At 55.4% G+C, this 23402-nt stretch carries 21 protein-coding genes and 5 pseudogenes; 12 read left to right on the top strand and 14 right to left on the bottom strand.

Going from position 1 to position 23402, the window contains the following annotated elements; all coding sequences use genetic code 11:
- Positions 1 to 457: 457 nt before the first annotated feature.
- Positions 458 to 1357: an AraC family transcriptional regulator gene (locus PYL13_RS17560; protein ID WP_275642502.1), complete on the bottom strand. Its 900-nt coding sequence runs from the start codon at positions 1355 to 1357 to the stop codon at positions 458 to 460.
- A gap of 173 nt (positions 1358 to 1530) precedes the next feature.
- On the opposite strand from PYL13_RS17560, the gene PYL13_RS17565 reads away from it, so the two are divergent.
- The 6 genes from PYL13_RS17565 to PYL13_RS17590 all read left to right on the top strand — a co-directional run bounded on the left by PYL13_RS17565 (position 1531) and on the right by PYL13_RS17590 (position 7999).
- Positions 1531 to 2289, top strand: coding sequence for an SDR family NAD(P)-dependent oxidoreductase (locus tag PYL13_RS17565; protein WP_275642503.1), 759 nt, complete (start codon positions 1531 to 1533; stop codon positions 2287 to 2289).
- A gap of 24 nt (positions 2290 to 2313) precedes the next feature.
- Positions 2314 to 3018, top strand: coding sequence for a glutathione S-transferase family protein (locus PYL13_RS17570; protein WP_275642504.1), 705 nt, complete (start codon positions 2314 to 2316; stop codon positions 3016 to 3018).
- Positions 3019 to 3506: 488 nt separating this feature from the next.
- Positions 3507 to 4967, top strand: coding sequence for a PAS domain-containing sensor histidine kinase (locus PYL13_RS17575; protein ID WP_250985678.1), 1461 nt, complete (start codon positions 3507 to 3509; stop codon positions 4965 to 4967).
- Positions 4968 to 5333, top strand: a complete 366-nt coding sequence (locus PYL13_RS17580; RefSeq protein WP_275642505.1) for a response regulator — start codon at positions 4968 to 4970, stop codon at positions 5331 to 5333. It begins immediately after the preceding gene.
- A 1014-nt stretch (positions 5334 to 6347) separates the two neighbouring features.
- Positions 6348 to 7061 carry a winged helix-turn-helix transcriptional regulator gene (locus tag PYL13_RS17585; RefSeq protein WP_275642506.1) on the top strand — a complete coding sequence of 238 codons (714 nt, stop codon included), beginning with the start codon at positions 6348 to 6350 and terminating at the stop codon, positions 7059 to 7061.
- A gap of 92 nt (positions 7062 to 7153) precedes the next feature.
- Positions 7154 to 7999 (top strand): class I SAM-dependent methyltransferase, encoded by an 846-nt coding sequence (locus PYL13_RS17590; protein WP_275642507.1) that lies wholly within the window; start codon positions 7154 to 7156, stop codon positions 7997 to 7999.
- A gap of 194 nt (positions 8000 to 8193) precedes the next feature.
- On the opposite strand, the pseudogene PYL13_RS17595 reads toward PYL13_RS17590, so the two are convergent.
- The 8 genes and pseudogenes from PYL13_RS17595 to ugpB form a co-directional block, all read right to left on the bottom strand.
- Positions 8194 to 8418 (bottom strand): annotated as a pseudogene (locus PYL13_RS17595) (ATP-binding cassette domain-containing protein); the annotation flags it as partial.
- Positions 8419 to 8535: 117 nt separating this feature from the next.
- Positions 8536 to 9501 (bottom strand): annotated as a pseudogene (locus tag PYL13_RS17600) (iron chelate uptake ABC transporter family permease subunit).
- Positions 9502 to 9829: 328 nt separating this feature from the next.
- Positions 9830 to 10249, bottom strand: a complete 420-nt coding sequence (locus tag PYL13_RS26960; RefSeq protein ID WP_368077691.1) for a helix-turn-helix domain-containing protein — start codon at positions 10247 to 10249, stop codon at positions 9830 to 9832.
- A gap of 347 nt (positions 10250 to 10596) precedes the next feature.
- Positions 10597 to 10821 (bottom strand): annotated as a pseudogene (locus PYL13_RS17610) (ATP-binding protein); the annotation flags it as partial.
- A 104-nt stretch (positions 10822 to 10925) separates the two neighbouring features.
- On the bottom strand, positions 10926 to 11972 hold the full coding sequence (locus tag PYL13_RS17615) for a sn-glycerol-3-phosphate import ATP-binding protein UgpC (protein ID WP_250985649.1): 1047 nt from the start codon (positions 11970 to 11972) through the stop codon (positions 10926 to 10928).
- A complete protein-coding gene (gene ugpE, locus PYL13_RS17620; protein WP_250985648.1) occupies positions 11972 to 12820 on the bottom strand; it encodes a sn-glycerol-3-phosphate ABC transporter permease UgpE in 849 nt (282 codons plus the stop codon). The genes PYL13_RS17615 and ugpE overlap by 1 nt, the downstream gene beginning before the upstream one ends.
- A gap of 9 nt (positions 12821 to 12829) precedes the next feature.
- Positions 12830 to 13711, bottom strand: coding sequence for a sn-glycerol-3-phosphate ABC transporter permease UgpA (gene ugpA, locus PYL13_RS17625; protein WP_250985647.1), 882 nt, complete (start codon positions 13709 to 13711; stop codon positions 12830 to 12832).
- Between the two features lie 78 nt (positions 13712 to 13789).
- The gene (ugpB, locus tag PYL13_RS17630; protein ID WP_275642508.1) at positions 13790 to 15097 is read right to left on the bottom strand and encodes a sn-glycerol-3-phosphate ABC transporter substrate-binding protein UgpB; all 1308 of its coding nucleotides are present in this window, start codon (positions 15095 to 15097) and stop codon (positions 13790 to 13792) included.
- 210 nt (positions 15098 to 15307) lie between these two features.
- On the opposite strand from ugpB, the pseudogene PYL13_RS27060 reads away from it, so the two are divergent.
- A pseudogene (locus tag PYL13_RS27060) lies at positions 15308 to 15501 on the top strand (hypothetical protein); the annotation flags it as partial.
- Between the two features lie 348 nt (positions 15502 to 15849).
- Here the strand turns inward: PYL13_RS27060 and PYL13_RS17635 are convergent.
- Both PYL13_RS17635 and PYL13_RS17640 read right to left on the bottom strand, forming a co-directional pair.
- A complete protein-coding gene (locus tag PYL13_RS17635; protein WP_275642509.1) occupies positions 15850 to 17124 on the bottom strand; it encodes a type II toxin-antitoxin system HipA family toxin in 1275 nt (424 codons plus the stop codon).
- Positions 17117 to 17431, bottom strand: a complete 315-nt coding sequence (locus PYL13_RS17640; RefSeq protein ID WP_250985644.1) for a helix-turn-helix domain-containing protein — start codon at positions 17429 to 17431, stop codon at positions 17117 to 17119. The genes PYL13_RS17635 and PYL13_RS17640 overlap by 8 nt, the downstream gene beginning before the upstream one ends.
- A gap of 873 nt (positions 17432 to 18304) precedes the next feature.
- On the opposite strand from PYL13_RS17640, the gene PYL13_RS17645 reads away from it, so the two are divergent.
- From PYL13_RS17645 to PYL13_RS17655, 3 genes and pseudogenes are all read left to right on the top strand, one after another.
- Positions 18305 to 19213 (top strand): nucleotidyltransferase and HEPN domain-containing protein, encoded by a 909-nt coding sequence (locus tag PYL13_RS17645; RefSeq protein WP_275642510.1) that lies wholly within the window; start codon positions 18305 to 18307, stop codon positions 19211 to 19213.
- Positions 19214 to 19294: 81 nt separating this feature from the next.
- Positions 19295 to 19483, top strand: a pseudogene (locus PYL13_RS17650) (DUF3833 family protein); the annotation flags it as partial.
- Positions 19484 to 19516: 33 nt separating this feature from the next.
- Positions 19517 to 19951: a YybH family protein gene (locus PYL13_RS17655; RefSeq protein ID WP_275642511.1), complete on the top strand. Its 435-nt coding sequence runs from the start codon at positions 19517 to 19519 to the stop codon at positions 19949 to 19951.
- Positions 19952 to 20039: 88 nt separating this feature from the next.
- Here the strand turns inward: PYL13_RS17655 and PYL13_RS17660 are convergent, their stop codons facing one another.
- Complete coding sequence (locus PYL13_RS17660; RefSeq protein ID WP_275642512.1) at positions 20040 to 20303, bottom strand: hypothetical protein; 264 nt, start codon at positions 20301 to 20303, stop codon at positions 20040 to 20042.
- Positions 20304 to 20394: 91 nt separating this feature from the next.
- Positions 20395 to 20784, bottom strand: coding sequence for a hypothetical protein (locus PYL13_RS17665; RefSeq protein ID WP_275642513.1), 390 nt, complete (start codon positions 20782 to 20784; stop codon positions 20395 to 20397).
- 438 nt (positions 20785 to 21222) lie between these two features.
- Here PYL13_RS17665 and PYL13_RS17670 point away from each other — a divergent pair, with 438 nt between their 5' ends.
- Entirely contained in the window at positions 21223 to 21501 is a 279-nt protein-coding gene (locus PYL13_RS17670; protein WP_275642514.1) for a hypothetical protein, read from the top strand.
- Between the two features lie 208 nt (positions 21502 to 21709).
- Positions 21710 to 22255: an NUDIX hydrolase gene (locus PYL13_RS26970; RefSeq protein ID WP_368077692.1), complete on the top strand. Its 546-nt coding sequence runs from the start codon at positions 21710 to 21712 to the stop codon at positions 22253 to 22255.
- A 222-nt stretch (positions 22256 to 22477) separates the two neighbouring features.
- Here the strand turns inward: PYL13_RS26970 and PYL13_RS17675 are convergent, their stop codons facing one another.
- Positions 22478 to 23182, bottom strand: a complete 705-nt coding sequence (locus PYL13_RS17675; protein WP_275642515.1) for a Crp/Fnr family transcriptional regulator — start codon at positions 23180 to 23182, stop codon at positions 22478 to 22480.
- Between the last annotated feature and the right edge of the window lie 220 nt (positions 23183 to 23402).

Below are 23402 nucleotides of genomic sequence, written 5' to 3' on the forward strand. Positions count from 1 at the left end.
TCTCATCCGGAGGCAAAGAGCGGCTTGGGTGGATACCCAAAGGCACGTCAAGCTGGCATCTGTAGGCTGTTGATCACCGGCCAAGGGCACGGGTAAATTGGGCAAACCGTAAAGCAACCTTGGCCGGCACCCGGCTTTCGAGGATGCATATCAGAAAGCTGCTAAGGCTTGTTGCTATCGTTCTGGTGCGCTGATGAAGAGTGATGATTTCAGCAAAATACGCGCTCGTCGTCGTTCTAGACGGAAGCGATCATGATCCGGGGCGTAGCCGGTCCCGCCCCGCTATGCGGCCACTTCTCTAATCGGCGAGCTGAGGTCATACGCTTCTTCGCCTATCCTCTAGCTGACGGGAGCCGAATATCGTCCAAAGTTGGCCCAAGACGCTCATATCAAAACCTTTGACAGGAGACGATTTGGCCGATTTGTGTGGACAACTTCCCAGCCAATTGACGGCCGTCTAATTGATTATTTGATTGTCGATCGACTGCCTGAGCTTGCGCACGTCGCGTACAGGCGGAGCTCCGAAGTGCCGCAGATACTCGCGGCTGAATTGCGAGGCGCTTTCATAGCCGACCGCATAGGCGACATCGGAGGCGCTACGGTCGCCAGCGAGCAGCAATTGACGTGCTTCCTGAAGGCGTAGCTGCTTTTGATACTGGATCGGGCTCAGTCCCGTCAGCGCAACGAAGTGGCGGTGAAGGCTGGCGCGGCTCATGCCGGCGGCTTCGCACAGCGCCTCGATCCGCAGCCGCCTATTGCCGTGGTCTCGAATCCATTCTACCGCGCGGCGGATGCCGCCGATCGCGCCTTCCGGGCGGGCGATGTGGCGCAACAGTCGCCCCTGCGGGCCTTGCAGGAGACGATAGAGCAATTCGCGTTCGGCCATCGGCGCGAGCACCGGGATGTCCGCCGGCGTGTCGAGCAACGCCAGCAGTCGTAGCAGCGTATCGCGCAGCGCGGGCGTCATCGGATTGATCGCAATGCCGCTGCCTGGTGATTCCGCGTCACGCACCGCCGGCATCGTCGATGCGACCTCGGCGAGAAGAGCCGGATCAAGGACCAGCGAAACCGACACGTAAGGGCTGCCGTTGTCAGCGTCATGGATCTGTCCGCTCAACGGCAGATCGAGTGCGCTAACCAGATATTGAGACGCGTCGTAACGCAGCAGGTCGTCATGGATAACCACCTCTTTCGATCCCTGCAGAATGAAGCAGATCATCGAGCGGTAGAGACACGGCGAGGTTCCTGAGGTTGCCTGTCCTACGCCGATTTCCAAGCGCGGGATTGGCGTCAAGGTCATTCCGGTCCGGCCATGGCGGAATGCGAGATCGCGATGCGGCTGTAGGTTATCGGTCATGCCTAGGACTGTGGCACCAATCTTCACGCATGCAAAGCGCTTGAGACAATCAGGCAAACAATTGAGAGCATTAGGCGGGGTATCGGACACAGCGATCGCCTATTCCACTGGCAGCGAACGCGACGCCTCAGCGGCGTGCCGTCCGGAAAATCCAAATCACAAGGAACGTAGCCATGTCACAGAAGATTGCACTCATTACCGGCGCCAGCAGGGGCCTCGGTCGCAGCATGGCGCTGCACCTCGCCCGTCGCGGTGTGGGCATCGTCGGCACCTATCACCAAGGCGCCGCGGAAGCCGATGCGCTGGTAAGCGAGATCGAGGCGCTTGGCGGCACAGCGGCGATGCTCGCGCTCGACGTCACCAAGATGGCGAGCTTTCCGGTCTTTGCCGCATCCTTCGCCGAGACGCTCCGGAGCCGCTTCGGCAGCGACCGGTTCGACTATCTGGTCAACAACGCCGGTGCGGTCGTCCACGTGCAGGTCGCGGACGCCAGCGAGGAACAGTTCGACATGATGATCGACATGCACCTGCGCGGACCGGTGTTCCTGACGCAAGCATTGCTACCGATCATCGCCGATGGCGGACGCATCCTCAACGTGTCGACGGGCTTCACCCGCACGTCGATGGCCAGCTTCGGCCTTTATGCGGCGGCCAAGGCGGGGCTCGAGACGCTGACCCGGTTCATGGCGCTGGAACTCGGCGCGCGGCAGATCCGCGTCAACGCCATTGCGCCTGGTGCCATCGCCACCGATTTTGGCGGTGGTCGGGTCCGCGACGACGAACAGGCTCATGCCTTCGTCGCGAGCAAGATCGCGCTTGGCCGCGTCGGTCAGCCCGACGACATCGGCGGCGCGGTCGCGGCGATCCTGTCCGACGATTTCGGCTGGGCCAACGGCACGACATTCGACGTGTCGGGCGGCCAGTCGCTCTGATCTAGAGTGCATCGAGACACCATCATGACCGAGCAAAACCTCACTCTTGTCAGCCACCCGCTGTGCCCATTCGTCCAGCGTGCCGCGATCGTCCTCCTCGAAAAGGGGGTGGCGTTTGACCGGGTCAACATCGATCTATCCGCCAAGCCCGACTGGTTTCTGGCCCTGTCGCCGACCGGCAAGGTACCGGTGCTGAAGGTGCGCCAACTGAGCGGCGAAGACGCAATCCTTTTCGAAAGCGTGGTCATCTGCGAATATCTGAACGAGACGCAGGGCGGCGCGGCGATGTATCCCGACGATGCGTTGTTGCGCGCTCGACATCGCGCGTGGATCGAATTCGCCACCCAGACCTTTACTGAGGGCTGGCAGTTCCTCCACGCCAAGGACATGGCGACCGCCGACGTCCGGCGAGCCGCCTTCCGTGATCGGCTAAGCAAGATCGAGGCCGAACTGGGCGACGGCCCTTATTTCGGCGGAGCAGAATTTGGTCTGGTCGATGCGGTCTACGCGCCTCTGTTCCGCTATTTCGGGATCCTCAATCGCCAACTGGTGGACCCGATCTTTGCTGGTCTGCCCCGTGTGACGGCGTGGCGCGTGGCACTTGCCGAGCGATCCAGCGTCACGGACGCCGTTATCGACACCTATCCCGACCTGTTTCGCCACCACCTGCGTCAGCATGGCGCGTTGATCGCGGCTCAACAACCAGAATCCCAAGAATTGATAGAATGACCGACCCATCCAATAGCGCGCGCAACACGCTTTCCCTTGAGTTTCGCGATGAATGGAAACCCCGGCGCACATCCTTGAGCAATGGGATGCAAAGTTTTCAAGCAGTGGGATCCGATAGACGAGAATAAAATGCTGTTGTCGTCTGCGGCTATGCCTGTATCGGTTCCAACCGTCAAAATTGAAGAGCAACCGAAGCACGTTCACGCCGTTGAAAAAACAGGCCAAATCCGGCTATTTTAGTCTTTGTTATTACAGTTTGGATATCGTTTCGGTATAAATAGGGATATCTATTTTTAGAGGTTTTCAGATGGGCCCACTCTATATCAAAGACGAAGCTGAAAAAGAACAACGGGATTGTCAACAACATCTCTCGTCCTGACATGGGCGCGCAGGTCCGTAAAATTGCACAAACATTGCATTCTTATGGAACATAAGGACGACAGTTGCGTTCACGCGCTGTTGGATTGGGCTCAACTTCAGGAAAATGTATGACTGCTACGAACCCGGATTGCGGGCGTCTCTTCCGCGACCTTGACTGGGCCTTGACGCCCCTTGGGCCGATGGAGGAGTGGGGCGTCGAACTGAAGACCCTGACAAACGTCATGCTCGGTTCGCTCCAGCCAATGCTTATGGTGTGGGGCCCATCCCAGATCACGCTTTATAACGACGGCTACGCGGCAATGTGTGGAAACCGCCATCCACATGCCTTTGGGAAGCCTTTCCGTGATTTGTGGCACGATATTTGGGATCAGGTGGATCCGATTATCACCGCGGCTTACAACGGACATGGCACGGCTATGGACGATATCCAGTTCACCATGCATCGCAACGGCTATCCTGAGGAAACCCACTTCGCCTTCAGCTACACGCCCGTGCGAGATCCGTGGGGAACAGTGTTGGGTATGTTCTGCGCCTGCAACGAAATAACTGCCCAGGTAGCGATGGCCCGAAAGGAACGCACGCAGCGCGAACGCTTCATGCAGGTATTCGAGCTTAATCCGGGCGGTATTGCCATGCTTGTCGGTCCGGATCACACCTTCGATTATGCGAACGAGCAATATTACGCGATGATCGGCGTTGGACGCGAGATCATCGGCAAGACGGTGGCCGAGGCGGTTAGCGAGGTTGTTCGGCAAGGATTTATCAAAATACTCGATGATGTCTATTTTACCGGAGAGCCGTTCATCGCGAAGAACCTCCCGGTTGAGCTCAACCGTGGCCCTGAAGGAGAGATGCAGACCCGTCTGATTGATCTCGTCTACCAACCGATGAGGGGTGAAAACGGCTCAGTGACTGGAATTCTGGTGCAGGCTCAGGACGTTACTCAACTCCGCGCTGAGGAAGAGCGCCAGACGCTTCTTTCACATGAGCTTGGTCACCGGCTGAAAAACCAGCTTGCTATGGTTCAGGCTATTGCCTCACAGACGCTGAGGACAGCCCCAGATATCGCGACAGCGCGAAAGAGATTGTCGGACCGGATCTCAGTGTTGAGCGATGCTCACGACGTAATCTTGGAGGGTGGACGCGGTTCTTCCACAGTCCGGCAGTTGGTTGGTCAGATGACTGCGCTGCACGACGACGTCGCCAAGCCTCGCATCTCGACATCGGGTCCAGACCTGCGGATTGGCTCGCGACCGTCTCTGTCGCTCTCGCTTATACTGCACGAATTGGCCACCAATGCCGTAAAGCATGGTGCTCTGTCATTAGCCACTGGACGGATCGATCTTAAATGGCGTGTCGGGGGACTTCAGAGGGATCGTTTCGAATTGGAATGGATTGAGAGCGGAGTGCCGTGCATTGTTGCACCAGCGTCCAACGGCTCTGGCATGCGTCTCATCTCGGCCGGTTTAAACGGCACATCCGATAGTTCGGTCAACATAGAATATGGTCCCGAAGGCATTCGCTGCTTCATCACTGCTGACCTTGAAACATTTCAGAAAGAACATTGAATGAAGTCCGACCGCTTGCTTGTCGTGGAAGACGATGGATTGATCAGAATGGATCTCGTCGACATGCTGGTTGACGCTGGCTATCAAGTGCTTGAAGCAGCTAATGCTGATCAAGCACTTGAGGTTCTGGAGCGTGAGCCTGCCATTTCTGCGCTGCTGACCGATATCGACATGCCTGGCTCAATCAATGGTCTTCGTCTGGCTCACCGTGTCAAAGAGCAACGGCCGCATTGCAAGATTGTCGTTATCTCCGGCCGCTACAGTCCATCTCAAGGCATTCTCCCCAATGAAGCGCTTTACCTTTCGAAGCCGATTTCTGGAATCGAGTTGGAAACCGCACTGATCCAGATGAATATCAAACCTTGAAAAATTGCCGGCTCGCGGCGTGCTATTAACGATATTGCGTGAACGCTCAGCAGTCGCGAAAAGCTGAAGGGCTGCAGCGCGGTTCACATTGGTACACCGAACAGTTCTGTCGGTCACGTGTCGGAACCGTGGTCCGTTCAGCGTTTTCGCCGAATTCACATTGCCGACTATTCCTGACATAGCGGTCGTAAAGCGTCATGTTTTTCACACGCGTGGATGGGTAGCGAAGTATGGCCGCGCCCTCCTGGTCAATCGTTCGCTGAACCGCAGAACATGTCATGCTCGGCGTGTCATAGCGGGATATAGCAAAAGCTGGAGAAGCTGCGAGTGCGGCAAATACGATCACAAATGGTGGTTTGAACATGTGCGGACCTCGCGTCGTTCTCCGACCAACCCACTGCGTTGAGCGACTGGAGTTCCACTGCTTCACGTTCGTGCGATCAGGCCAGACCTTCAAAAACTTAATCCCGACTGGCCGGGCTGTAGCGGATACTGCCAGTGCGCAACGGTTCACTTTATGGCATCACGGAGGTGATCATGGGCCTGTATACTCTTGAACGGAATCGAACCGGAGATCCTGCAAACGCCGCGCGATATTTCCGGCGGCTGGCCTCCATTATTCTCCGATCGTCTCGGAATTTATTCCTTAGCGGAAAAGGTCCTTCGCAAGACAAGCATGACTGATCCCATTCGATTGTCGATTAGGAAGGCGCGATCCCCTATGACCGCGTCCGAGCCATTGTCGCCATTCCAATCTCCTGGTCGGGTTCTCGGCAGCCGACGTTCCTGTCCGGCGCACCGTCAGCGTTATCGGGCCGGAGACGGACTGTCGGTTCTACCGCCATCAGATCTCCTACGCAGGTTGGGCCAAGAACGGACGTTTCCCAGGGCGATGGGAGCAGCGCAGTTCTACGCAATCCAGACAGCTAATACGCGGCCGCCAGAAAGTGCTACACTTTCAGGACTGGACGCCATCAAAGGCCGTATTAAGAATGGTTTCTTTGGGAGGTAATCATGTCTTCCGACTGCTATGACAGCTTTTGCCCCGTGGCCAAAGCTTGCGACATCATCGAACCGCGCTGGACACTGCTGATCCTCTGTGAACTGTCGCACGGCGCCACGCGCTTCAACGAGATCCGCCGCGGTGTGCCCGGTATCTCTCCTACTCTCCTGTCGAAACGCCTGAAGGAAATGGAACAGCACGGCTTGGTTCGTCGTGTCGAAAGCGATGCTGGTGAGCCGGGCTACACCACGACCGCCATGGCTGACGAATTGAAGCCCGTGGTGCAGGCTTTAGGCAAATGGGCGCATCGAAATATCGACAAGGAAGTCTCGCTTAGCAAACTTGATGCGCGTCTGTTGATGTGGAACATGCGCCAGAAGATCGATACCAGCGCCTTTCCGCGAGGCACGACGACGGTCATCCAGTTCACCTATCCGGAACTGATCGAAAGCGAGCGGCACTATTGGCTCGTGGCCCGTCCGGGTCACCCCGTAGATCTCTGCCTGCTCGATCCACGCCATGACGTCGATCTGTTCATAAGGGCCGATCTGAAGGCGATGACCTCGGCCTGGATGGGATGGTCGACCCTGCGCAGTGAAATCAATTCAAATTCTCTCGTCTTGATCGGCGACCGCAAGCTGATTGCCACGCTGGAAACATGGATGGTGCGTAGCAGCTATGCCGCCGCTCCGGAGCATCAGGCCGCAACCAGAGCCAGCGCTTAACAATCTGTATCGGCTTGCTCCACTTTCTGCACTATCTGGCGGGTCGAGCCAGTGATTGGTTGGTCTCGTTCAAACCACGAAAGGAAATTCCGATGGATCTCAATCTGACCACCACTCCCCTTCCCAACACCAACAAGGCGCTCTGGGAAAAGGGTGACTTCACTCGTATTGCCGCTGCCATGCGCGAAAGCGGTGAGGCCCTCGTTAAATCGATCGGCGTCGAAAAAGGCATAAGGGTGCTGGACCTCGGTTGCGGGGACGGTACGACAGCGATACCGGCGGCGCAGGCCGGCGCGAATGTTGTGGGCGTGGACATCGCCCGTAATCTTGTCACGGCCGGCAATGCCCGTGCCAAGGCCCTACAGCTTTCCAACATTCGCTTCGAAGAGGGCGACGCGAGCGATCTGGTCAACCTCGAAGACAGGGGATTCGACGTCGTCGTCTCGATCTTCGGCGCCATGTTCGCACCCAGGCCCGGCGATGTCGCGAGAGAAATGGTGCGCGTCACCAAGCCCGGCGGCAGGATCGTCATGGGCAACTGGATCCCCGGCGACCCTACCCTCGTGGCGCAGATACTCAGGATCAGCTCGGTCTATTCACCGCCTCCGCCGGAAGGCTTCATCAGTCCGATGACCTGGGGCGTGGAAGCCAACGTGATCGAGCGCTTCCAAGCCGCCGGCATTCCTCCCGTTAACATCACCTGCGAGAAAGATACTTACACATTCAATTACCCCGGCCCGGCCACGAATTTCCTCAGTCAGTTCCGTAATTTCTATGGTCCGACCATGAATGCCTTCGAGGCGGCAGCCAAGACTGGAAACGGCGAGGAATTGCAGAATGAGCTTGATCTGCTGTTCAACCGCCAGAACCAAGCCAAGACCAATGACGCCACGACGATCCCCGCCTCGTTCCTGCGGGTCACCGTACGGGTGCCATAGGTTTCCGACGCCTCGTCCGATTGGCGGGGCGAGGCGTTCCACTACGGATCAGACCGGCGGCTTCCTCGCGCCGCCCCACCCGAAACCTCGCTCCGACATACCATCGCCAGCGTCCGGCGAACGCATTTTCGAGTGGTTGAATGAGCGAAAGTATAGGAAGCGTTTCATTTCATCTGCCATGACGCCTTCGATGATCTTATTGCGGTTTCCTTAGCGGGGATGTCGGTCATGCTTGTGCCATCGAGGATCACCTGACCCGATGACGGTGCCAGCAGCCGTGACAGGGCTCGAAGCAGCGTGGACTTGCCGCAGGCATTCGGCCCGACGATGACGGTGAAGGAACCGTCGGGGATCGATACTGACAGGTTCTACGATATGGTGCACTCATCAAAGCGCAGCGTCACACTGTCCGCATGCAAACGTGCGGCCGGATGTGCAGGAATTAGGTTTTGGCCTTGGTTGTTGGTTCGAGTTCGGGTTGGTATCTGTACAGGAATGGGTATTGGTGCTTTCGCTATTGCCGGTGTTTGTGTCGGTCATTTGCGACCCTCGCGCGTAAGAAGCCAGAGAAAATAAATGCCGCCGATTCTGACCGTCATCACCCCAACGGATAGCTGCACCCCGAATGCATGTTGTGCAGCCCAGTCGGCAGCCAGCAGCAGAAGACCACCCATCAGGGCAGATGGTATCAACGCAACACCAGCCGAGCAGGTAATTCGCCGGGCGATCTGTGGTGCAGCCAGTGCAATGAAGGAGATAGGTCCTGCTGCAGCGGTGACGATGGCGGTCAGCGCCACACCACACACCACCAGCAAAGCGCGCGTTCAGTTGGCGTTAACGCCTGATGCGCGCGCCATGTCATCGCCCACCTCAAGCTGGCGCATCGGGCGCGACAGAAAAAGTGCCGGCGGCGAGACGAGGCACAGCACGATGACAACAGGCAGAAGCTGTTCGAAGCCAGGACCATTGAGCGAGCCTGCGCCCCAGATGGCAGCCGACATCGCAACCTGCAGATCGGCCTCGCGGATCATCCATGTGTTGAAGGCAGAGAGCATGGCGGCCACACCAATACCGACGATGATCAACCTAAAACCCTGCACACCACGCCGGTAGGCGAGCAGATAAACGGCCATCGCCGTGATGATGCCACCAATCAGCGCCCCGGCTGCCGTCTCATAATAGCCGCCCGACAGAAGCAACATGACAACCAGTGCTCCGGTGTAGGAGCCCGCCGAGAAACCAATGATATCAGGCGAGCCCAAGGGATTGCGGGTCAATGACTGGAAGATCGCCCCGCTCATGATGCCAGCTTCGAGTTCGCCGGGGAACAAGATCAGCCGTCCAGCAATGTCGGCGGACAGCAGCAGCACAGGTGCATAGATCATCGTCAGCGGGATGATCCAGCGTTGATCGGGTCCGACAAACCAGCGCACCACATGCGGCACCATCAACCCGACAAATCCGACTGGACCATAAGCAGCTGTTCCGGCCCCTGCCAGCAATGTTACAGCAATGAGGGTGAGGATACGGCCTGCAGAATATTGACACCGAGTGAACGGGCGAGATCATCGCCCAGCGACACGACGGCATGACTATATTATTATTGCGAAACTAGTATACGACGTGTGGTTCTCGTGTGTTGAAACACGGTGTGTTCCGGTCTGACTTCGAGAAGCTTTTTGTTGATCGGTAGTCAACAATCATGAGCCCATGACCGCATTGCGTCCATATTGTTGAATTAGTCGGGCGGTTTTTCACGTGGGCATCAGGCCGTTTTCGGCCCCATGCGGCCAAGCTCATCGATTGTCTGGGCCGCCAGCCTTTATTAGATCACCGTCGTACAGCTGTCTTGGCTTCGGGGATTGTAAGATCAGCGACGGGCGACGTGCCGAACATGCCTTTGTATTCACGGCTGAACTGCGAAGGACTTATATACCCTACTGAAAACGCCACGCTTGAGACGCTCTTGCCGCCTGTAGACAGGAGTTGTCGTGCTTCCAGAAGACGCATCTGACGCTGGAAAGCGAGAGGACTAAGGAAGCAGAGATCATCGCGGCCTGCAGCATCGTGATCGGCAGTGAACCACTCTTGCGTGCTTACAGCTACCGACCGAAGATTAACCCTCTGCTCTCCAAAAAGCATCGCTGTCCGCGAATGATCTGCACCTTGACCATAGTCCACTCGCCGCATTCCAAGCACCCGCTGGTACCATTGAGCTGACTGCTCGACATTCGTGACGTTGACAAACAAGTGATCGATGGTTTCAATTTTCTCGTTAGGTCTCTCTTGTTATTTGATGAACCGACTTTCGAAATAGCTTCGAGACAAGTCGCCGCAACAGCGCCGGTTCGATCCAAAGAAGGATCAAATGATGCTATCCCACATGCCGCCAAAAAAAATCAATCAGCGATCAAAGTTGTTAATTTTCGCGTGAGTTCGATCCAGTTTTCCACTCGCCGTGATCCACTCAGGCCGAATAAATTTGTTTGCTGACAATTCACTACACCGGATCTGGTGGGCTAACGCGAAATGAAACGAATCAAACCCTGCTGAACTCAACAGCAATGGCCATAGGCCAAGGTCAGACCTGCTCACAATCAGCCTGTTTCGGTGTCGTATCTGACTTGGACGGAAGGAAAACAAAGCGCCACGCGTGTGCCTTCTCCCAGACGAGAGGTGATCCTGACCTTACCGCCTGACTGACGGACGAACCCGTAGACCAATGCCAGTCCGAGTCCCGAGCCACCGGTTATCGAGCGTGTCGTATAGGGTTCCATCGCCTGGTCGAAGACTTCAGGTGACATTCCGACACCATCTTCCGTCGAATCGCAATTGGAGGCGCCAGCCTTGTCAGAAAATGATTTCCGTATTGCCGCGGTGTCGAGCGGGGCCTGGATATGACCCCGCTAGACCTTCACCCGTAGCATCAGTCGAGACGAACGCTATTCGCGTCGAAGAAATGCAAGTCAGATGCCCTTGCGCCGATCTGCACCATGTCGTCCATCTCGATCCGCGAGCGACCTGCCACGCGGAAGACGATGTCGCTGCCATCGGCGAGCGTTCCATGGACATAGCTTTCAGCCCCAACCAGCTCGACCGCGGCGACCTTGACGTTTGCGGTGAAGATCTCGTCCCCGGGCACATCCGTGATCATATGGAGGTCTTCCGGTCTGATGCCGAGGGTGGCGGTCCCGGTTGGAACCGACGCGTCGGTCATGGACCAGCTACCGGTCGCCCTCGCAATCTGAAGCAGGTTCATGGAGGGTGAACCGATGAAGGTCGCCACAAAAGTCGTGGCCGGACGCTCATAGAGCTCGATCGGCGTGCCGACCTGTTCGATGCGTCCGGCATTCAGGACCACAAGCCTGTCGGCGAGCGTCATCGCTTCCATCTGGTCATGGGTAACGTAGACGCTGGTCGTGGCAAGCGAGCGTTGCAGCCGCTTGATCTCGACGCGCATCTGCACGCGAAGCTTTGCATCGAGGTTCGACAGCGGCTCGTCGAAGAGATAGGCCGCCGGCTCCCGCACGATGGCGCGGCCCATAGCGACACGCTGGCGCTGGCCACCGGACAGTTGCCGCGGTTTGCGTTCCAGGAACTGTTCGATCTCGAGCGCCTTTGCAGCTTGCTCGATACGCCGGTCAATCTCGTCCTTTGGCATATTGCGGTTTTTCAGGCCGTAGGCCAGATTCTGGCGAACCGTCATGTGGGGGTAGAGTGCGTAGTTCTGGAACACCATGGCGATGTCTCGCTCAGAGGGTTCCAACTTGTTCACGACCCGGCCCCCGATCGCGATCTCGCCGCCCGAAATGCTCTCAAGCCCGGCTATCATGCGCAACAGCGTGGACTTGCCGCAGCCTGAAGGCCCAACGAGGACAACCAGTTCTCCATCGGCGATTTCTAGAGACACGCCTTTGATGGCTTCGACATTACCATAGATCTTGCGGACATCGTTCAAAACAATCTGGGCCATTACTTTTCTGTCTCCACAAGACCTTTGACGAACCATCGCTGCATCAGAACGACGACAACGATGGGAGGGATGATTGCGAGGATCGCCGTAACCATGACGTAATTCCAGGGCGTGGAGGCGTCGGTGAAATCGACCATGCGGCGCAAGCCGATGATGATCGTGTTCATCTTTGCGTCATTCGTGACCAGAAGAGGCCAGAGATACTGGGTCCAGCCGTAGATGAACAAAATCACGAAGAGCGCTGCGATGTTGGTGGTCGAAAGCGGAAGGAGGATATCCTTCATGAAGCGGAAGGGGCCGGCGTTGTCGATTCGCGCAGCTTCGACCAGTTCGCCTGGAATTGTCAGGAAGAACTGGCGGAAGAGGAAGGTGGCGGTGGCTGATGCCATCAACGGCAAAGTCAGACCCGCATAGGTGTCTATCAATCCGAGATCCACGATCACCTTGTAGGTGGGCAGAATGCGCACTTCGACCGGCAGCATCAGGGTGATGAAGATCATCCAGAAGAAGAACATCCGGAAACGGAAGCGGAAGAAGACGATGGCGAATGCCGACAGGAACGAGATGATGATCTTGCCGACGGCAATTGCGATCGCAACCACGAACGAGTTGAAGAGCAAGCGCTCAAGGCTGACTCCGACAACACGCTCGACGCCGGTGGACATGGATTCTTTATAATTTTCCGCCAGATGGCCGCCCGGGAGCAGTGACATCGGGGGGCGGATGATGTCTTGCGAACTCATCGATGAGGCGATGAACGTGTAATAGATTGGAAAGGCAACGATGATGATGCCGATCACGAGGATCAGGTGGCCAATCAGATTGGCAATGGGTCGATTTTCAATCATGTCCGGTCCTCATCCGTAATGGACCCGCTTCTCAACGAAGCGGAACTGGAAGGCGGTCAGGCCAATCACGATGATCATCAGGATGACGGACTGCGCTGCGGATGAGCCGAGGTTCAGGTTTACGAAGCCATCATTGTAAACTTTGTACACCAGGGTTTCAGTGGCTTTCGCGGGGCCGCCTCCGGTTACCGAATGGATGATGCCGAAGGTATCGAAGAAGGCGTAGACCGTATTCACCACCAGCAGGAAAAAGGTCGTCGGTGCCAGAAGCGGGAAGATGATCGTCCAGAAGAGTCGGCTGCCACGGGCACCATCGATCGCGGCAGCTTCAATCAGGGACTTCGGAATTGCCTGAAGACCGGCGACGAAGAAGAGGAAATTGTAGCTGATCTGCTTCCATGCAGCGGCAACGACGATGAGAGCCATCGCCTGGTCGCCCTTCAGAAGTGGATCCCAGTCGAAGCCTGTTGAGCGCAGCAGATATGCCAGGGTTCCCATGGCTGGGTTGAACATGAAGAGCCACAACATACCGGCAACGGCAGGAGCCACGGCATAGGGCCAGATCAATAGGGTGCGGTAAAAGGTTTGGCCACGAACAACCTTGTCAGCGGCCGTCGCCAGAAGTAGCGCAACCGCCATCGATACAAGAGCGGTCAGCGCACTGAAGATGATCGTTACCTGGAACGCATGGAGATAGTTGGGATCCGAAAGGATATCCGAAAAATTGGCAAACCCCACGAAGGTGCTTTTCAGCCCGAAGGGATCCTCCCTGAGCATGGACTGATAAATCGCTTGGCTCGCGGGCCAGAAAAAGAAGACCACGGTCAATATGATCTGGGGCGCCAAGAGCAGGTAGGGCAGGATTTTGTTCGGGAAGTGAACCGTGTGCAAGGTGAAGCTCCTCAGTCGGCCGAAGAAAAAAACACTGCCCGCACCTGACGATGCGGACAGTGTTTTGGGTCTGGCAGATCAGTTGCTGGAGACGGCGGCGATGGCCGCATTGCCGCGATCGACGATGCGGTCAAGCGCCGTCTTGGCATCTTGGGAACCGGCCAACATCGCTTCGAACTCCTCGTTCATGATGTCACGAACCTGGGGCAGATTCGGGAGACGGACGCCCTTGGAGTTTTCGGTCGGCGCCTTGCCGGTCATCTGCAGGATCGGCGTTTCACGCGCCGGGTTCTTCTCGTAAAACCCCGACGCCTTGGTCGCCTCGTAGGCGGCATTGGTCACCGGCAGATAGCCGGAAACCTGATGCAGGCGTGCCTGGATCTCTGTCTGAGACAGAAAATTGAAGAACTGGGCAATGCCCTTGTATTCCTCATCACTCTTGCCGCCAAAGACCCAGAGGCTGGCGCCGCCCGGAATGGTGTTCTGCGGGCCATTGCCCTCGTAGTAGGGAAGCTGGCCGATACCGTAGTTCATTCCCGACTTCACGATGTCACCCAGACCACCCGACGACTCGGTCATGATGGCGCACTCGCCTGACAGGAAGAGCTGCTTTGCCTCAGATGTGCGGCCACCGTAACGAAACGCACCATCCTTGGCTAGGTCTGCGATGGACTGGAAATGCTGCACATAAAGCGGCGAATTGATCTTCAGCTCGACCGTGCCTTCAGCAAGCCCGTTTTCATTTGTGCCATAGGAAACATTGTTCCATGCGGCAAAGTTTTCGGTCTGGATCCAGGTCAACCAGGTTGACGTCATGCCACAAGGCGCCGCACCGTTATCCTTGATCTTTCGCGCAGCATCGAACACCTCAGGCCATGTCTTCGGCGGGTTCTCTGCATCAAGTCCGGCCTTGGTGAAGGCGTCTTTGTTATAATAGAGGATCGGCGATGAAGAATTGTACGGGAAGGACAGCATGGTGCCGTCTGGCTTTGAGTAGTAGGCAACGATACCGGCAAGGTAGTCCGACTTCTTAAACTCGAATCCACCCTTCTCGAGCACTTCGGCGACCGGAACGATGGCACCCTCTGCGCCCATCATGACACCGGAGCCTGCATCGAAGACCTGGATGATCGCGGGCGGCTGCTTCGAGCGGAATGCAGCGATCCCGGCGTTGAGAGCTTCCGGATAGGTGCCTTTGAAGACGGGCATGATCTTGTAGTCGCTCTGGCTTTCGTTGAATTCCTTTGCGAGCTGATCGACAACTTCGTTGTTTGCGCCGGTCATGGCATGCCACCACTGCAGCTCCGTGGCAGCAAAGGCGGATGCGCCGAAAGAAAGCGAAAAGGCGAGGGTCGCTGCGGATGCAACGAAGAGTTTCGTGGACATGGTGCCTCCCTGATGTTCCACTTGGTTTAGCTATACACTGACCAAGTATGGTCCCACGACAGATCCTCCCGATCCAACGTGAGCTCGCTTCGTTTGAAGCAACTCGCATTGAAAACGAAAACAGATGAACCTGCAATGAAATTGTGACAGTCGGTTGTCGCGGGCTGTGCACAATCAAAAGGCGCATGCGAAAGATGTGAACACGGACTTCTGCGGCAATGTTCTTCTTTCCCGCGTTTTGTCTTCAAGGGCGGAACCTCACTATCGAAGGCCTATAGAAGCGCTGGTCGAGCGAGGTGCACCGGCAACTACCGACCTGGGTAGCTGACAGGGTTGCACCGATCATCACCGCTGAACTCCAGAAGCAGGCACTTTCAGCGGAGATCCGTATCGAGAGCGACACTACTCCAGGTTGGTGGTGACGGTCTACCCTCCTACTTCGAGGCCTGTCCAACGGGCTACGAAAGCCAGCATGTCGGTCGCTTCCTCGATCACCTTGGTCGTCGGCTTGCCAGTGCCGTGGCCAACGCGGGCACCGACCCGCAGAAGCCGTCGACGGGGACCAACATCAGAAGCCTGCAGGGACTCGCTTATCGCAAAAATCCGACAACGGAACGTCGGGTCTCACGGGAGAATGCTTCCGAGCACCATGTCGTGCAGGAGGTGCCGTCGCTTAGAATTGTCGACGATGCCCTCTGGCAACGGGTGAAGACGCGCCAGGAGGACTGGGGAACGAGCTAAGGATAGGGAGTCTACCGCTCGGCCGAAGGGCATCGCTCCGCACACGTGCCAAGTATCGGCGTCATCAGTCTTACATGCGTATCGATACGCTCGAGGACCTTCGCCGGAACGACTTTTCGTTCCGGCAGCGACCACCAAAATCCGTTCACCTGTTCAACTGTATCGACCACCGCTTTGAGCACGGCCGCTTCCGGCAGCCGTGCACGATTGGCTAAGGCTTTCCACCGCTGCACGTTCAGCGCCTTGAAGGACCGCTCGCCGGCCAGCGACAGAGCCATGGCATCCGCGGGGATGTAAGGGATTGTCGAGAGCATATCGTAGACAGGTGCGAGTTGCGGCTTCTCGCCTGCCTCGCGATAGATCAGTGACCAGTTCTTCAAGTGCATGTCGCCATTTCCGGTGATGGCAGCGAGAGCCAACCGGCGGACGAACTCAAGAGCGGCGGTGGACGATATGGCAACGTTCAGGGCTGCGGCGATATCATGATAGGCCCCCCCTTCGTATTTCCGCGAGGGATAAACGCCGAACACCTGCGCGAAATCCTCAATATGGATGCGCTCGCCGTTTGCGCCGCGATCGAAGCGTCTGACGAGCAGGACCTTTCCATCAGCCAGCGTCTCAAATTCCTTTGGTATACCCTCGAACTCTGACTGCTCGACAAGTTCCCGTTCCGGCACCTCCATCCCGATCGCTTCTGCTAATGCGAGATTGGCATATTCGTTTTCCGACACTCCGGGAAACGAGGTCGATGGAAACTTGGCGATGTAGGATCCTTGGTCGTCGCCGAGCGGCAGTGTCAGTCCACCGCCCTTACCCGTATTCTTGATGACCGAAAGCTTCATCTGGACGCCGGCAAGCGAGAACCGGGCCTTCGGCTTGGGAGCAGGCAGGTTGTCGAAACGCCCAACCGTTCTGTCACTCGGCACGACGCGGACTGCGCCAGGCAGATCCGAACCGAGAGCGACAAGCAGGTCGAAATCGTTTCCCGCGCGAACACTCCCCGCGTGGTGTATTTCCATCGCCTCGCGCAGCTTGTCTTCGGGAAGCAGATTGGCAAAGAACGCCGGTAACGCTCTTGCGACGGGTTTCGGATCCTTACGCAAGCCGCCAGTAGCTGCGCGAAAAGACAGACTGAGCACTGGCAAGCCGCCGGTTGCGCGATAACTGCCCTCGAAGCTGAAAGCGTTAAAATCGCCGGGCGTCCGAACGATTGTGCCGACCTTCACATCGTTCAACAGCACCTCAAGCGAAGATATAGATCTCGGATCGGCACCAACCTCAGACATTCTCACCCTCATCTGGGTTAGCAATGAATGCCGGGAGATCATCCAGATCGTCGTGCGGTCGCAGCAGGGCATCAACAGCCGGAACCATCGCTTGCGGGATGAGCATCAATTCAAGCCCGAGCGCGCGGGAGATGTTGATGAGGGTCGTCGTGCGCGCAGCACTGCTTCCGGTTTCTATCTCACGATAGCGGGGACGCGATATGCCTGCCATCTCGGCAACCTGTTCCTGTGTCAGTTGCCGGGCTTTACGGGCGCCTTTCAGCAATTGCCCGATTCCCAGCAAGGCATCTGATTTAGACCGTGTCATATCCCTACCCGACTATTTTGCTCGATATACGACGAAATACCTTAAACTCATTACACAAGTCAATAATAAGATACCTTTTAGGATCATATCTTAACATAAGATCTTTTTAGGTATCTTTTGATAATGTTGCGCGATCTAAGATACTCGCATATGCAGACTGCTTCATGCTGACGGCGCCCGTCAGCGTCTTATAGCGGCAGCTTAATCTGACGTAGGACTGTTTTTCGGAGATATCCGCTAACACTGCAGAAGGTGTTTTCTGATAACCGTCTAGATGTGCCTGGAATAAGGCACGGAATGAATACGTGGCGCAATGCAGACTAAAACAAGATCGGGGGAAGGTGACGTATCAACGCTTTTGAGAACTACCACATATTGCTTGGCGCTCAGCGCTCTCCACTGCGCGCATTGGTCAGCGCTTCATAGCCCACCAAAATCAAATCCTGATCGCCAAAATCGAGCTCCTTGAGTAGGTCGTCGTCAGCACACGCCCGACCGTAGCAGGCGCTCAGGAATTCGACGCCGCTTTTGTGCGGGGCGTTTCGGCTTGAGCGATTTCTGCAAGCCTCACCGCAGGAATTAGGCCGAACGGAGCATCTTCCAGCACATGATGCGTTTCCACATCAATTGATGGGTAGTCAATAATTGCAGACGGTCCCAACATTCGTTTGAGCGGAATCCACACGATCTTGAAGCTCCATGGTTCAGTCCCAACCTCCGACCCCGGCAACATTCCCATCCGCCACTCGCTGTCTGCTTCGGCTCCCCACTGGCACCGAAGGTTCTCCTCATAACCACTACGAGATTGTGGAGTAGCAATGGTCTAGCGATCTCGGTTAAGGTGACGGTTCAGAAGAATCGATGGTGAAGGCGATGAAATCGGATATCGGACATCTTCCGCAGGCAAAGCAGGTCGAACTGGAAAAGATCGTCCGCATCATCCATGAAGAGTTTGCTGGCGTCGTCGAGCGTTCGAAGTCGGATGCGAAAAAAGACGGGCGGATCTACAAGATCATTCTGTTTGGTTCCTATGCCCGCGGTACCTTTGTCGACGAACCGCATACCTCGAAAGGCTATCGTTCGGATTTCGATATTCTGGTCATCGTCAGCAACAAGGAACTGGCCGACCCGAAATACTGGGACAAGGCCACCGACCGGGTGATGTGGGACAAGGATATCGAAACGCCTGTTGGTCTGATCGTGCATGGTGCCCGCGAGATCAGCAATTTTTTGCATGACGGGCAGTACTTCTTTGTCGATCTCGCCCGTGAAGGCATCATTCTCTACGAGTTCGATGACCGACCGTTGGCCGAACCAAAGCCGCTCAGCCCAACGGATGCGCTCAGGGTGGCAGAGGAACATTTTGAAAAGCAGTTTCGGAATGCAGTCGATTTTCTGAAAGGTTCAAAATTCTTCGTTCAGGAAGAGAACCTCAACCTCGCTACTTTCAATCTTCACCAATCCGTAGAGACAGCCTATTCCTGCTATCTCCTAACGCTTACAAATTACAGCCCGCCGTCGCACAATCTCAAATTCCTGCGTGGGCTTTCCGAGGATCGTGACCGGCGGCTTGTCGATATCTGGCCGCGCGAACAGCAACGCTTTACCGCATGGTACAACATTCTCAACGAAGCCTACGTCAAGGCGCGCTATTCAAAACAGTTCGAGATCAGCGAAGAGGCACTTGCCTGGCTTCAGGAGCGGACGGCTGAACTTCATACCCTGATTGAAACACTCTGTAGGGAGCATATCGAGAAGCTGCAGCAGGAACCGAAGTCCTAACGTCGCGGTTACAGCCAGTGCGCAACGGTTCACTTTATGGCATCACAGGGGTGATCATCGGGCTGTAGATCTGAAGGCCGACTATGCGGAAATGCCTTTCGATGGAAACATCCCCGCGGTGTGCCCATGGCAGATGGTTCGAAGACCAATTTTGGTTTTGATGACTGGTTTTTCCTTCAAGATGAAGATCACATGAGTGTGCGTGCCTCATTGACGAAACTGCGTATCGAGGTCGCGGCGTTGAATGCGTTTTATGAACGAGTAAACTGACGTACAGTTCAACGGACATAGGGAGGAACCAACATGTCTGACGCCAACGATGTTCTCAAGATTATCAAGGATCAGGACGCAGCGCATGCCCGTGGCGACGTCAGGGCCATTGTTGCTCCAATTTCTGAAGACGTTGTCTTATTCGATCTGCCTCCACCGCTCCAAATAGTCGGTACCGCAGACGATGGGATCGCCGGTCTCGAGGAATGGTTCGATACCTGGGAAAACGGCGTATCCGTCGAACTTCAAAACCCGACAGTCATCGTCGAAGGTGATTTGGCTGTCGTGTTCGGCCTTAGCCAAATGAAGGGCGTCAAGAAAGGCGAAGGGCCAGTTGATGCCTGGAACAGAAGGACAGTTGTTCTGAGCCGGCGCGACGGCCAGTGGAAGATCATTCACGAGCACAGTAGTTATCCCATGGCAATGGATGGCAGTGGGCGTGCGATGACAGAGCTCAGACCGGGTTGAGCCAGCAGCTAAAGATAAATAATCCATTAACGTCGAATGAACGCGTGAGAGATATCTCACGCGTTCTCATTTCGCAATTCGCGGCTGGTTAGCCGCGCAGAAGTGCTGCCTGAATGAGGGCGATGCTGGAATTGCCGATGGGCAGGCTGCTTGCAAACAGTGCTTCACGAGCCGCAGTAGCGCTCGAAAATAGTTCAGCATTCTGGGTCAGTTCACGCACATCCAGACCAGAGCTTTTTGCAGAGTTTACAAGACTGTCGGTATGATCTTTAAACGCCGTGGTCATGGTAACACTGTTGCTGGCTTGGGTTGCAGAAACGCCATCGCGCGCGCCGTTCAGAGCCGTCAGCATACCGGCATAGTCTTAAGCGGTTGTCGAGGCAGAAACGCTGATGTCCGCGAACCGGCGGCGCCCACCAAGCTGTAAGACGCGCCATTGCCGCCTACATAGGATTTGGACAATGCGTCGTTGTTGGTGCTAACAGAAATAGTCTTAAACTCGCCTTCCAGGCTGGAGAGTTCCTGGTTGATTGCATCGCGGTCGGTAGCGGTTGTTGCGCTGTCGCCAGCCTGTTGTACCAGCGTAGACTTTTTTTGAGTACGAGCTGGGTGTTGCTGAGATTGGCATCCTCGGTCTGCGCCTTGGCGATCACCTGGCTCGCAGCAGCTTCAGCAGAATTACCGGCCTTTGCTGGTGAGACAGGTAGCTGTGCCATTTCGTTAATTCGTAGGCCGGTCGAAAGGCGCTCAAACGAGATTCTCAGGCTATTATTCGTGCGGGCAAGATTTTGCTGTGCAGTGAGGGAAGCTGCGTTGGTTTGAAGGCTAAGCATGTTGTTCTCCCTAAAAGAATAGATGAAGTATAGGGTTTAGAAAGTGGCTTCATGCCGGGTAGTCCACGCTCGTCATTCGCGTGCTGTGGAGGGCAATTTGTCCACCATCAGTTGAAATGAGTTGTAGTAATTGCGTATAATTTAATCGCAATCTACTTTTATGGAGCGATTTGTAAGTTACGCAAAATAATTCCGCAGGACTGGTAGTTTCCTCCTTATTGCATACTTATCGTTTGCAACAACCAGGATTAGAGCCTTCCACTGTTGCTCGTAGCCATGTGGTCCTCTGGCTCAAACTCCTGAGAAAATCCTGTTGCTCCCATGCCGGTGTTCATGACGTCTACGTCAAACCGCTTGTTTCAAAACTCCTGTTGTCCGTTGCCATAGTGCTGTAGATACACGTGTAAGTCGTGGCGAACTATCACGTAGAAATGGACGATGGAAACTCGGATTTGGGCTTATCAGATCATTCCTGGCACTGACGAGTTGTTGTTCTATGCGGCGACTGAGGAGCTATGCCGAAGTGAAGCACAAAAACAACGTGCCGATATCAGGTCAATCGTTTCCGGACATGTTGGGCCATTGGCGCCGATGGCCCTCTATCAAGTTGTCCTGCGCGAGATGACGGTTCCTGAGATTATCGGCGTTCTGAACGGAGAAATCTCATTATCTGACGCCAGCACTCTAAGTCGCAGCGTAGTGGGGCACATTGATTAGCTGGTTGGTTGGCCCCTGCCGAAGCACTGGTTCGAAACATCCGATCCATAATTCGATCCCAAACAACGCACGAGAAATGTCGATCGTTAGATTTCAGAGTCTTTCACAAGCCAAGGCATTGGCCTGAAATTAACTCATTGGTCAGCAACGACACTTACACTTTATATTTTAGAGAATTGGCGCATACCCTTCGATTCGGGAGATAGCCATGAACTTTCGCAGGCACACTGATCGACTCTTAGGTCATAGCTTGAAAGCACACGGTAGACCGTGTCAGCAGGCAGCAGCAGTATGTTGCCGGCTTTCACCACAGGGTGAGCTTGAATTACTTCTCGTGACAAGCCGAGACACTGGCCGGTGGATTTTACCCAAAGGAAATATAGAGCGGAAGGAAGCACCATATGTCGCCGCGCAACGCGAAGCTTTCGAAGAATCCGGAGTTCAGGGGAAGGTACGAAAGAGGCCGATCGGATTTTATTCGTACCTTAAAGACGGAGACCGGGAGCTACAGGTTTCTGTTCATTTGCTCAGAGTGACTAAGGACTCCGCAAAGTTCAAGGAAACTAGACAGCGACAGAAGGCGTGGTTTAGGCCATCGGTTGCGGCACCACTTGTCGATGAGCCCCAGCTTCGGCAGTTGCTATCATCACTCAATGCACTTGAGTTACTTGCGTCTCAGGACAAGAGACTTTCCAAAAAGCTCTCTGTCAAATACCCCTCAGTTATCGCGGCCCCCGTTGCCAGTGGGCTATAAAAGCCCGGTCAGTCAACGAGACTGAGGATTCTCAAGTCGATGCATACTTGACTGGTGACTGCTTAAACGTTTCACCTGGCAACTGGTGATAGAATGTTCGAGCTTGGTTCGCGCATTGTTCAGAGCGGTTTAGTTATTGTAATATAAGCGCTGACGCGTCGATGTTTCTATGGCAGCTAACGGCCCAGATCTTCGTCAAATGGCATGATTGCACTTCCGACACTAATCGCCCGAAGCTTTTTTCAAGAGTGGAAGGCTGTTGACTGCAACGGTTCTTCCGTTGTCGAGTTGAATGATGCCACTTGCTCTCAACTTCGTCATGTTGCGGCTCACAGTCTCAACCGTCAGTGCCAGAAAGTCAGCAATTTCAGCACGAGTGAGGGGAAGGTCACATTTATAACCACCGCCTGAGGTGGAACTCGCCTTCGTGACAAACATCAGAATAAGACTCGCGACCTTTTCAAAGGCGGTTTTGCGTCCGACTGACAACATCCAATGCCTGGCCTGATCAAGCTCATCCAACGTTTGTTTATACATCGCATCTTCTACCTTGGGATTACGGCCCAAGATGTCATTGAGCAATGCATTCGGAATGGCACATAATTCGCTGTCGGTGGCAGCTTGAGCTGTCACTTGACTGATCCTAGCGGGCAATAGTGCAGACGAAAACTGCAGCCCAACAATTTGTTGGCGACCATCTGATAGTCCCTTTGACAGGTGCACCACGCCCTTCACAATGTTCTTGGCTCGTACGTTGTCGCCCTCAAAGAAGATCGGAGTGCCTGCCTTGAACGTTCGCCGGATTGTTCTCCGCCCGACCTCGCTCAATTCTTCAACGGACATGACAGCGCAAATTCCGGAATATCTGATATGACACGCGAGACATTTTGCAGCTATCTCGACGGGCTCGGTTGCTATCTTGGTCATAACGCTCTCCATCAATTGTTTGGTCGACGGATCACACACAATATGGATCAGAATTGTCAATTGTCAGAAAGGATCAACGGAGTCTAAGGGGGTCGTGCGCTAGCCGAAAAACACGCCACAAATCGATGGCGGTCATCGTCTAATAAGCTAACGGCTGATGTGCCATCTTTGATGAAAACAGTCTCGGTATTGCAACTCGCCCACCGCGTTCGGACAAGTC

The sequence above is a fragment of the Agrobacterium sp. Azo12 genome (assembly GCF_029193765.2).
Classification (GTDB): domain Bacteria; phylum Pseudomonadota; class Alphaproteobacteria; order Rhizobiales; family Rhizobiaceae; genus Agrobacterium.